Annotated in this window: 11 protein-coding genes; 4 read left to right on the top strand and 7 right to left on the bottom strand. The window is 67.4% G+C overall.

Annotation, left to right across the window (positions count from 1 at the left end; genetic code table 11):
* Positions 1-92 precede the first annotated feature (92 nt).
* The 4 genes from RMP06_RS00210 to RMP06_RS00195 form a co-directional block, all read right to left on the bottom strand.
* Entirely contained in the window at positions 93-593 is a 501-nt protein-coding gene (locus RMP06_RS00210) for a WD40 repeat domain-containing protein (RefSeq protein WP_310459760.1), read from the bottom strand.
* On the bottom strand, positions 590-2,179 hold the full coding sequence (locus RMP06_RS00205; RefSeq protein WP_310459759.1) for a TIR domain-containing protein: 1,590 nt from the start codon (positions 2,177-2,179) through the stop codon (positions 590-592). The genes RMP06_RS00210 and RMP06_RS00205 overlap by 4 nt, the downstream gene beginning before the upstream one ends.
* 115 nt (positions 2,180-2,294) lie before the next feature.
* Entirely contained in the window at positions 2,295-3,524 is a 1,230-nt protein-coding gene (locus RMP06_RS00200; protein WP_310459758.1) for a type II toxin-antitoxin system HipA family toxin, read from the bottom strand.
* Positions 3,521-4,963 carry a DUF262 domain-containing protein gene (locus RMP06_RS00195; RefSeq protein WP_310459757.1) on the bottom strand — a complete coding sequence of 481 codons (1,443 nt, stop codon included), beginning with the start codon at positions 4,961-4,963 and terminating at the stop codon, positions 3,521-3,523. Before RMP06_RS00195 ends, RMP06_RS00200 begins: the two co-directional genes overlap by 4 nt.
* 53 nt (positions 4,964-5,016) lie before the next feature.
* On the opposite strand from RMP06_RS00195, the gene RMP06_RS00190 reads away from it, so the two are divergent.
* From RMP06_RS00190 to RMP06_RS00175, 4 genes are all read left to right on the top strand, one after another.
* On the top strand, positions 5,017-5,526 hold the full coding sequence (locus tag RMP06_RS00190) for a GDP-mannose mannosyl hydrolase (protein ID WP_310459756.1): 510 nt from the start codon (positions 5,017-5,019) through the stop codon (positions 5,524-5,526).
* Positions 5,523-5,945, top strand: coding sequence for a VOC family protein (locus RMP06_RS00185; RefSeq protein WP_294000296.1), 423 nt, complete (start codon positions 5,523-5,525; stop codon positions 5,943-5,945). Before RMP06_RS00190 ends, RMP06_RS00185 begins: the two co-directional genes overlap by 4 nt.
* Positions 5,938-7,164, top strand: coding sequence for an MFS transporter (locus RMP06_RS00180; RefSeq protein ID WP_310459755.1), 1,227 nt, complete (start codon positions 5,938-5,940; stop codon positions 7,162-7,164). Before RMP06_RS00185 ends, RMP06_RS00180 begins: the two co-directional genes overlap by 8 nt.
* 111 nt (positions 7,165-7,275) lie before the next feature.
* Entirely contained in the window at positions 7,276-8,049 is a 774-nt protein-coding gene (locus RMP06_RS00175; protein ID WP_310459754.1) for a class I SAM-dependent methyltransferase, read from the top strand.
* A gap of 63 nt (positions 8,050-8,112) precedes the next feature.
* Here the strand turns inward: RMP06_RS00175 and RMP06_RS00170 are convergent, their stop codons facing one another.
* The 3 genes from RMP06_RS00170 to RMP06_RS00160 all read right to left on the bottom strand — a co-directional run bounded on the left by RMP06_RS00170 (position 8,113) and on the right by RMP06_RS00160 (position 9,887).
* Entirely contained in the window at positions 8,113-8,694 is a 582-nt protein-coding gene (locus tag RMP06_RS00170; protein WP_310459753.1) for a hypothetical protein, read from the bottom strand.
* Between the two features lie 58 nt (positions 8,695-8,752).
* Positions 8,753-9,121: a VOC family protein gene (locus RMP06_RS00165; RefSeq protein WP_310459752.1), complete on the bottom strand. Its 369-nt coding sequence runs from the start codon at positions 9,119-9,121 to the stop codon at positions 8,753-8,755.
* Positions 9,122-9,182: 61 nt separating this feature from the next.
* Positions 9,183-9,887 carry a helix-turn-helix transcriptional regulator gene (locus RMP06_RS00160; protein ID WP_310459751.1) on the bottom strand — a complete coding sequence of 235 codons (705 nt, stop codon included), beginning with the start codon at positions 9,885-9,887 and terminating at the stop codon, positions 9,183-9,185.
* Positions 9,888-9,896 lie beyond the last annotated feature (9 nt).

Genomic DNA, 9,896 nt, shown 5'->3' with positions numbered 1-9,896 from the left:
CGACCCCCTGGCTCTCAGCGCCTTCGTGTAGGGCGACCAGTTCTTCGTCGTGTACTTCTTCTTCGCCGGCTTGCTCATCCCGTCAGCCTACCTCACCGCTCGACCACCGGCCGGCTGGGTGGGTTGTGCAACAAAGCCGCGATCCAACGCCCATCAGGTGAGTAAGCAAGGGATGTAACAATACTTGATATATTGGTGACACGCATTTTTTGATTTTGAGTTAAACGTTCAAAAATATAGATAACATTACCTTTTTCAGAACCTATGGTTGTTTGACCTGAAACCGCTATATATTCTCCATCTGGAGATATGGCGACAGAGTTTAATTTGCCTTCCCTGCCATTTTCCTGCGGCACGCGGAGCACGCCCAGCAGACGGCTCGTTGCCAAATCCCAGATCCTTGCGGTCTTGTCATGCGATACCGTGACAGCCCAGCGGCCCGTCGCGTCGGTTGCGATTCGTCTGATTGATGCCGTGTGCATCCCCGTTTCCAGCCGCAACAGCGGCTGCGTCGTCGGCTCGCCCGCCTGCGCGCTGCCGAGCCACCACAGCACCAGCAGCGCCCACAGCCGCATCCATCGTCTCGTCGTCATGCCCCACCCCCGTTTGCGTTTGCCAACCCCATCAGTGCCTGTCGCACCGCCTGCCCCTCGGCCACCGGCGCAAGCATCTCCGCCACCGCCAGCGGCACCCCCGCCCGCTGATCCACGCCGCAATCCTCCGCCAGCCTCAGCGGCGCCGCGCCCGCCCCGTCGCCCGCTGCCAGCCGCTGCGCCACGTCCAGCATCAGCGCGGCCAGACAGCGTTTGTCCGCCGCCGTCTTGAGCGTGAGCGGGTCTTTGCCAAGCAGGTCGTACACCCACGGCAGCGCGTTGCGGCCAGTGAGCGCCTTGGGTGGCGCCAATGCCTGACGGGCGGCGTCGAGCTGCGCCACGGCCGCTGTCCACTGCCCGCGCCGCCACATCACCACCGCCCCGTCCACCCGCGAGGCCACCAAGCCTTGCTGCGCGCTGCTCCGATAATCCTCGGCGGCCTCATCCAATCGACCCAGCGCAGTCAATGCTGCGGCGCGGGCGTTGAGGTAATGCGGCCCGTGCGAGTTGCTGTGGATCGCACGGTTCAGCAACTCCACCGCCCGCTCGAAGTGCCCGTTGCCCTGCGCCAGACCGGCGAGGTAGAAATTCGCCTCCGGGAACTTGCCCTGCGCCAGCTCGATCGCCCGATGAATGTCTTTCTCCGCCTGCGCGTCCACCGCAGCGCGCTCCTGGGCCGTGCCGCTGCTGCCCAGAATCGCCAGCGCCCCGCCGAGATAGAGCACATCCGGATCCTCCGGCCGCTGCGCCTGGAGCTGCCGTACCTGTTGGCTGAACCGCTCGATGTCCACCGCGTCGGGCTGCGCCAGCGCCTGCGTGATCGTCACCTTCTGCTGCGCCCAGCACGCCGGCTCGCCGACCAGCCAGCGCCCACACTGCGCCGCGAGGCTGGCCTGGGCCTCGTCATAGCGCCCCGAGCGCAGCGCGTTTTCTGCCGCCGACACCTCCAGCGCCACTGCCTCGCGGGCCGCCTGCCACATCCACCCCGCCGCCGTCAGCCCCACCAGCCCCACCAGCCCCGCGCCCCACACGGCCGGCTGCTGCCACCACAGCGGGTCGCGCAGCCGGCGCGTCGTGCGCTGCCACAGCGTGCTGTCGGCGTCGATCAGGCCCGTCAGGCGTTTGCGCAGATCCTTGGCCACGGCGGTGTGGTGGTCCGCAGGCGAGGGCCACGACGACACGCCCTTATCCCCCAGCCGCGTCGGCACCACATGCCACGCCTTCAACGGCGCCAGCGCCTCCCAGTCGCAGTTCTCCAGGATCACCGGGATCACCACGGCACGGTCAGGCTCATCGGCGTTGCGCTCGGCCGCCCGCTTCATTTCCAGCCCGTAGCAATACGGCGAGTCGATGAACGCCGCGCTGATGAGCAGCAGCACCACGTCGGCCTGGTTCAGCCGCTCGTCGATCACGTCCGCCCAGGCATCGCCCGGTGGAATCTCGCGGTCGTCCCAGATCGACACCAGCCCGCTGCGTTTGAGCGACGACAGGTTGCGCAGCAGCGACTCCATCAACGCCTTGTCGTGGTGGGCGTAGGAGACGAAGACCCGTACGCCTGATGTCGCTGTCGCAGTGTTGTCCGCCATGCCGCCGCCTCCCCTTACTTATGTCTGCCTGAAAGGGATTCTGGCGGATGCCCGGGGGCCGACTGGACGGCCGCTTCAGCGATCGGCGATCAAAATGTTTCTAGTTGAAACTTCTTCAGGATATCGAGAACAGCGGCACCCGACCCATGTGCTGCTCGATCCGCTGCCGAGCCACCGAGTCGTAGCCGAAGTCGCCGGCCGATGTCGTCCATGCCTCGCGCGTGACGGCCACCGCCTGCCGGGTCCATTCGACGATCTGCGCCTCGTCGAAGTCGATCTTCCGCGCCAGCCGGCGGAAGGTGTCCAGCCCCATGTCTTCCCACCGCTTGGACCTGCCGAAATTCAGCGCCAGCTTGTCGTTGGGCATGTACTGGATGGTGGACACCAGGTCATAGGCGGGCGACAGCGTCGCTTGCACGCCGTCCGGGTAGACCAGTGTCCAGTTCTTGTGGTGGGCATCACCGTTGCCGCTGGCGAGCATGAACACGTAGCGGCGGACCAGCTCCTCCAGCCCCGCGGCGCCGGTCAGCACCAGCGTCAGCCGGGCGATCGTCTCGTGGTTGAACCGGTCGTATTTCTGCTCGGGGTACAGGCCGAGGATCTGGTTGAAATCCTCCATGTGGATGCGCTCGCCAGGCGCGGGACGATCGAAGCGACGGATGACAAAGGCTTGCGTTTCCTGCCGAGGGATGCCTGTGGCCGGCAACCCGCTCACCTGTCCGATGTCCACCAGATCGATCTCGGGAATGGTGATCCCGCTCGCGGCGGCCCAGCGCATCGTCGCGTGTTCGTTGGCCGGCACGCCGGGATAGCGCAGGTCGGGCAGCTTGAGGATCCAGTCTCCGCCCTGACCCGAGACGGGGATCGTCATGCCGCGGTCGCTGCGCAGTGCGGAGAACTTGAGCTGCACGCCGGCCAGCGAAAAGTGCCAGGCGCTGTCCTTCTGTGTGCTGGCCCCCGGTTCCTCCAGTGCGTCCGTAGACTCGGCGCCCATCCGCGCTGCAGGGTAATCGTCTTGCACGACCCGAATCGCCCCCGGCAGATCGTCGCCGAGGTGTTCCAGCAGCCGGAATTCCCGTGCTGGCTCGACGCCTGCATCCCGTGCGACCAGCTCCCGCAACGCGCCTTCGGGCAGCAGGTTCGAGAACCACGCGGGCAGTCTGGACAGCGCCCGGCGGCGCGCATCGAGATCGTCCTCGAAGCACTGGCCCAGCACGGGTCGGGGATGGCCGTGGCGATAGGACTCCAGCAAGTGGAACTCGCAGCGCGCCGCGTCGTCCAGCGTCAGCCTCCCGACGGGCAGATCGCCGAGCAGCACACGCAGGCGTTTGACGGTGCGTGTCATGTGTCCTCCTCGTCATCGGATATGACCAGCGAGGCGAGCGACGGGCGATCCGAGGCATCCCAGCGTGCGTGCCGGGCGAACACCTGCCCGAAGTGCTGCTGCAAGGTTGCGGCGCGCAAGGCCAGGAATCGCTGGTTGTCACCTGTTTGCAGCGCCAAGAAGGCTTCGGGGCTGATGCCGTGTGAGGTCAGCGTGGGTGTATGGGTCACCTGCAGCAGCGCCTTGCGCAGTCCGGATCGCGCTGGATGTGCCAGTCGATTGGCCAGGGACCGCGCCAGATCGCCCTTGGTCTGTCGCCCCTTCAGGACCATGACGAAGGTTGACCGCACTCCCATGTCAATCGGCTCACCGGACGCTAGGTCGCGAGGCTGCAGTTCCAGCAGTGCCATCGCCTGCAGCTTGCTGGAGGCCGAGCGAACATTGAACGAATCGGCGACCGACGGCAACGCCGGATGTTGGATTTCAACCCGGTCGAGCAGGTGTTGAACCGATCCTTCTTCGTCGGCGGGATCGATCAGACCCAGGGCCGAGGGGGACGCACCACTGAGTGCGCTGCGCCAGAGCCAGCGGGCCAGCAGTTCTCTTGATCGTGGTCGAGGTCGCGGGTGGTGACGGAAGAACTTGCCCAGTGTGTTGACCAGCGTTGCACTACCAGGCAGCAAGGTGTAATCCAGTACGCCTGCATCTTGGCGCAGGAAGCGAATGATGGCGGTCGTGTGGTCGTGCAACGGAGCAAATGCTGCGAGTGCTTTGCTTTGCGAGACCGCCCGTTCGATTTGTTGCGGATGGATTCGCGCACCCATCGAATGGATCCTCTCGCGGATTTCACCCAATGTCGCTTCACTGCAGTCTCGGACAACTTGCGCCAGGAGGTCGTACTCCCGGATGCGTTTGCCGAGTTGCAGTGCCCGCTCACGGCGCTCACGGCTGGGTTCGCGTTCGTAGAGCCACTCGAACAACTGTTCCGAATCCAGCAGACGGTTCAGAGGCAACCAGCGGGCGGGGTCGTCTTCAAGGTTGCCCGGCGAGGGAGGCAGGACAAAGGCTTTGCGGTCGAGATCGAAGTACAGGGCGAAATGGTCGGCATCGTCGTCGGTGGTCAGCAGGATGCGCGCCAGTGATACCAGGCGTTGCTGACCATCCACCACCAGCAGGGCGTCCGGTCTGGCCTCGGCATGAAGACGCAGGCCGCCCCACTGCATCTGATCGGCCGGCGCCGACGTTTCCCAAAGCAGCAAGGTACCCACCGGATAGCCCAGGTACAGGCTGTCCACCAGTTTGCGGGCATCCTCGCGGTCCCAGACCAATCGGCGCTGGAAGGAGGGAATGCGCAGCCGGCCCCGCCGGATCTCCAGCATCAGATCCTCGATCTTGAATGCGCGCGCTTCGGGCCTGTGCTCCAGCATGTCGGGTGAGCGTGCGGTCTCGAATGTCGTCATGGGATGGCCCTCGGTTTCGAAAATTATCGACGCGATCCGCAATACTTGCCTCCATGACCGCGCCGCCAACCCCCCGCCACCGCCACTACCTCCCCCACGACACCCTGCTGAGCGTCGTCCGCCACACCCCGCTGGTGTCGATCGACCTCGTCTGCCGCAACGCGCGCGGCGAGGTGCTGCTGGGCCTGCGCCAGAACCGCCCGGCGCAGGGCACCTGGTTCGTCCCCGGCGGGCGCATCCTCAAGGACGAGCGCGTGGCCGACGCGCTGCGCCGCATCGCCGCGGCCGAACTCGGCTTGCAGCCGGACGAGGTCGCCGCCCGGCCGCTGGGCGTGTTCGAGCACCTCTACCCCGACAACTTCTCCGGCACCGAGGACGTGACGACCCACTACGTCGTGCTCGCCTACGCCGTGACGGTGGGCGAGGACTCGGTGCGCTCGCTCGACAGCCAGCACAGCGCGCTGCAGTGGTGGCCGGTGGACGCGCTGCGCGCCAGTGACGCGGTGCACGTCAACACCCGTGCCTACTTCGACGACGGCATCCGGAGCACCCGCACACCATGAAACCCCGCCTCACTGTCCTCACGCTGGCCGTCGATGACCTCGACCGCGCGCTGCGTTTCTACCGCGACGGCCTGGGCTTCGCGACACCCGGCATCTTCGGCACCGAGTTCGAACACGGCGCGGTGGTCTTCATCGACCTGCAGCCCGGCCTGAAGCTGGCGCTGTGGCCGCGCCGCAGCCTGGCCCACGACACCGGCCTGCCGCTGCAGCCGCCGAGCGCCACCGAGCTGTCCCTGGGCCACAACGTGCGTTCGCGCGAGGAGGCCGATGCGGTGATGGCAAAGGCCGCAGCTGCCGGCGCGGTGATCGTCAAACCGGCGCAGGACACCTTCTGGGGCGGCTACGGCGGCTACTTCCAGGACCCGGACGGGCACCTGTGGGAAGTCGTCTGGAACCCGCACCTGCTGCCGGATGACTGATCCGTCGCCGCGGCGGGTTCTCACGGGCGTGTTCTTCGCGTTCGCCTTCGGCCTCGGGCTGTTCGCGGGAGCGATCCCCACGCTGATGCGCCAGACCGGTCTCGACACCGCCGGCCTCGGGCTGGCGCTGACGCTGCACAGCGCGGCCTACGTCGGCGCGATGACCGCGGGCGGGCGGCTGCTGCGCCGGGTCGAGGTGCGGCGGCTGATGCGGGGCGTGCTGGTGCTGCACGCGCTGACCTTCGTGGCGCTGTTTGCCGCAGGCTCCTCGTGGTGGCTGATGGCCAGTCTGTTCGCGCTCGGCCTGACCGCCGGCACGATCGACCTGGCGATGAACACCGACGGCACCGCGCTGGAGCGCGAGGCGGGCAGGCCGGTGCTGATCCGCATGCATGCGGCGGCGTCGGGCGCGTTTGCGCTGGGGGCGATCGCTGGCAGCGTGACGGCGAGCCTGTTCGGGACGCTGGCCTGCGCGGGACTGGCGGCGCTGTCGATCGGGCCGGTGGTGTGGGCGCTGACGCGGATCCCGCCCCGGGCGGCCGTGGTGCCGGCGCCCGTCGATGGCCTGGCTGAGGCGACACCGTCGCGGCACCACCTCGGCCTGCCGGTGCTGCTGCTCGGCGTGGTGCTGGGCGTGACCATCGCGGCCGAGATCACCGCGCAGATGTGGTCGGCGCAGTTCCTGGCCCAGCAGGCGCAGCCGAACCCGGCGCTGGCCGGCGCCGGGGCAGCGCTGTTCGCGGGCTGTCAGGCCACCGTGCGCAGCCTGGGTGACCGGCTGCGGCGGCGCTTCGATGACCACCGCGTCATCACCGTGTCGCTGGTGCTGGCCGCGCTCGGCTTTGCCGCAGTGGCGATGGCGGAGGGATTCACCGGCAGCGTGCTCGGTTTCGCGCTGGTGGGGGCGGGGACGGCGTGTGTCGTGCCGTGCTGCTTCGCGCTGGTGGCTCGGCAGGCGCCGCAGCGGTCGGCCGATGCGCTGGGCCTGGCCTCGCTGGTGGCTGGGGCGCTGCGGCTGCCGACGCCGCTGTGCCTCGGGTTTGTCGCGGCGACGTGGTCGGACTCGGTGGCGTTTGGCGGGATCGCCGGGTTGCTGGCAGCGGGGGTGGTGCTGGTGGTGTGGATGGGCCGGCGTGCTACTCGATCGCAATCCGGTCAATCCACCGCACCCCCGCCCCACAATGGCGAGCTTCAACGTCCTCTGTCTGGTTCGTGCTGACCCGCTCATTCGAGGGGCCGCAATCGAGGGTCGTTCACAAGCAGACCAGCGAGGTCGCGGAGTAAGCTGGGGTGGCCCAGCGGGGCCAAAAATGCAGGAAGGAGTCATCGAATGAGTCTGGATAAATCGCAGGCTGTACTGGGCAAGGACCACTTTCTCCAGCTGTATCAAACCGAACTCGAGCAGGAGGCCGAATGGTTGCGGCGAGGCGCCGCGGAGAAGGCCAATTCGATCGAGCAGTTCCTGCGTATCCACGAGATTCATCCTCTTCGGCTGGTGGAACTGGGCTGCGGCGTTGGTGCGGTGATCACGGAATGTCAGCGCAGGAATCTGGCTGCGACTTACATGGGGGTGGATTATTCGCATGAAGCGATCGACTACCTGCGCACCAATTCCCCCGGCATTGAAGCCGTGCAGGGGGATATCACCGACCCGCAGTTCCGCGTCGACGGGTCGAGCGACATCGTTGTCGTCAGCCACGTGCTGGAACACCTGGAAGAGCCCGCCCGTTTCCTGGCCTCCATGCAACGGGCGCTGAAGTTCTCGTACGTTGTCATCGAGGTGCCGCTGGAAGACCTGATGGCGAGCCGGGTGAAAGCGACCATGAAGGACCGCAAGGGCAATGTCGCCGGGCATGTCCAGTTCTTTACCACCGCGACCTTCGAAGCCTTGATCGAATCCTCCGGATTGCGCATCGTTGACCGGCGAACCTACGTGCCGGTGCTCGATATGGACACGATCCGCTTCGTGTCGCAAAAGGACGGGCTGGCGCCGTATCGCTACTGGCTCAAGGCCCTCACCAACCATTACCTGCCGCAGTGGCTCATGCCGTGGTGGAAGCGGCTGTATTACGCCCACCATGCGGTGTTATGTACTGTGCGGTAGGCGCCCATGGGTGGGGCTGCTATGCACCATCCCTTGACAACGCCGATCCTGCGGTGGGTCTGATCACTCGATCGCAATCCGGTCGATCCACCGCACCCCCGCCGCCACGTCATCCCGCAGCGCCGGCCGATACGGCGGCCTGTCGGTCTGCGCGGGCGGCGCGCTGATCAGGTTCAGGTCGATCGACTGCGGCCGGCCGACCAGCCCGGCGTCCGTGCGTTCGAGCCTGTAGTACAGCCCGTTCCACAGCTTGGCGCCGAACTCCTTGGGCAGCTTGAACAGGAACAGCAGGTGGTGCTCCAGCCAGCCCAGGTCGGTGGGGGTCACCGTGCCGGGGTTCGGATACGGGTAGGGCACATGGCAGCTCACCTCGCCACCACCCTCGACGCACTTGAATTCCTTCATCGACAGGAAGTGGTCGGTGAACTTGGCGTGGTCCATGTGGACGGCGAAGGCGATGCGGCCGTCCGGGCGGGGCGTGAACTCCACGGTGCCGAGGGTGAGGCGCTGCTGGTCGCGGGTGTGGGCGACGAGGGTCTTGGTGCCTTGCAGCTCCCAGGCGGTGGCGGTGTGCGAGGCCATCGCCGCCGCCAGTCCGGCGGTCAGCAGCCAGAAGGGGGCAATCCGTGCGGGGCGTGCGGGCATGGGGGTTCCTCCTCGGTCGCACACCGTTGCACGACACCCGGCCAGCGTAGCAGCTCGCTCAGGCTGCGCCAGGCGCGAACACCCGCAGGCGGTGGCCGTCGGGGTCGGCGGCCGTGAAGGTCAGGCCGAAGTCCATCGCCGTCGGGGTTTGCAGGATCGGCAGGCCCTTGGCGCGCCATGCGGCGTGTCGGGCGTGGACCGCGTCGGCGTTCTCGACCGCGAAGGCCAGCTCCGTCCCGCCAACCGGCGTCGCCGCGGGCACCACCGTGTGCGCGGCCCACAGGCCCAGCATCACGCCCGAGGACAGCGCGAACATCGCGAACGTCGGTGACGCCTCGACCGGCGGCTTGCCGAGCAGGTCGGCGTAGAACGCGGTGCTGGCGGTCGGGTTGGCGACGTAGAGGAGGAGGAAGTTCGGGTCTTGCATGGCGGCTCCTGGGAGGGGTTGGTTCAATGTGTTGGTGAACCCATCGTAGGAAGCGGCCGTGTCAATTCCTGTCAGCAGCGATGCCTTCCCGCTCGCGCCACGCCTTCAGCAGCGCCTGCCGACGCTGGGGATAACGTTCGTCCAGCGGGGTGAGTGCCACGATGCGGTCGGTGCGGAAATGCCGGATCTCCCCGCGCAGCGCGCACCACGCCACCACCACCCGCACCCGGTCGAAGAAACCCAGCGCGAAGGGCCAGACGGTGCGTTCGCTGTCGCGGCCGGCGGCGTCGCGGTAGGTGAGGTGGAGCTTGTGCTCGGTGCGGATTGCCAGGCGGATGGCGGCGATCCCGTGGTTCTCGGTCTGCCCGGTGGTGATCGGGTCTGCAGGGCCGACCAGCAGCGCGTTGCTGTCCAGCTCGTGGCGCAGCGCGGGCGGCAGCACCGCGGCGATCTTGGCCAGCGCATCACGCGCCGCGGCGCCGAGCCGCTGGTCACCCCGCTCGATCACCCAGCGCGAGCCGAGCACCAGCGCCTCCACCTCGTCCGCCGAGAACATCAGCGGCGGCAGCACGAAGCCCTCGCGCAGCACGTAGCCCAGCCCCGGCGCGCCATCGAGGTGGGCGCCCTGGGCCTGCAGCGTGGCGATGTCGCGGTAGAGCGTGCGCAGGCTGATGCCGAGGTCGGCCGCCAGCACGGCGCCGCTGACCGGGTGGCGGTGGCGGCGCAGGTGCTGCAGCAGGGCGAGCAGGCGTTCGGTGCGGGACATGGCGCCCCG

The organism is Sphaerotilus sp. (assembly GCF_031429695.1).
Taxonomy (GTDB): Bacteria; Pseudomonadota; Gammaproteobacteria; order Burkholderiales; family Burkholderiaceae_C; genus Sphaerotilus.
Note: the sequence above shows the minus strand (reverse complement) of the source record. Positions and strands in the feature narration are given on the sequence as shown.

Excerpts from the sequence above, each read along its gene's own strand:
- RMP06_RS00210 (WP_310459760.1), bottom strand. The coding sequence starts at position 593 with ATGACGACGAGACGATGGATGCGGCTGTGGGCGCTGCTGGTGCTGTGG.
- RMP06_RS00205 (WP_310459759.1), bottom strand. The coding sequence starts at position 2,179 with ATGGCGGACAACACTGCGACAGCGACATCAGGCGTACGGGTCTTCGTC.
- RMP06_RS00200 (WP_310459758.1), bottom strand. The coding sequence starts at position 3,524 with ATGACACGCACCGTCAAACGCCTGCGTGTGCTGCTCGGCGATCTGCCC.
- RMP06_RS00195 (WP_310459757.1), bottom strand. The coding sequence starts at position 4,963 with ATGACGACATTCGAGACCGCACGCTCACCCGACATGCTGGAGCACAGG.
- RMP06_RS00190 (WP_310459756.1), top strand. The coding sequence starts at position 5,017 with ATGACCGCGCCGCCAACCCCCCGCCACCGCCACTACCTCCCCCACGAC.
- RMP06_RS00185 (WP_294000296.1), top strand. The coding sequence starts at position 5,523 with ATGAAACCCCGCCTCACTGTCCTCACGCTGGCCGTCGATGACCTCGAC.
- RMP06_RS00180 (WP_310459755.1), top strand. The coding sequence starts at position 5,938 with ATGACTGATCCGTCGCCGCGGCGGGTTCTCACGGGCGTGTTCTTCGCG.
- RMP06_RS00175 (WP_310459754.1), top strand. The coding sequence starts at position 7,276 with ATGAGTCTGGATAAATCGCAGGCTGTACTGGGCAAGGACCACTTTCTC.
- RMP06_RS00170 (WP_310459753.1), bottom strand. The coding sequence starts at position 8,694 with ATGCCCGCACGCCCCGCACGGATTGCCCCCTTCTGGCTGCTGACCGCC.
- RMP06_RS00165 (WP_310459752.1), bottom strand. The coding sequence starts at position 9,121 with ATGCAAGACCCGAACTTCCTCCTCCTCTACGTCGCCAACCCGACCGCC.
- RMP06_RS00160 (WP_310459751.1), bottom strand. The coding sequence starts at position 9,887 with ATGTCCCGCACCGAACGCCTGCTCGCCCTGCTGCAGCACCTGCGCCGC.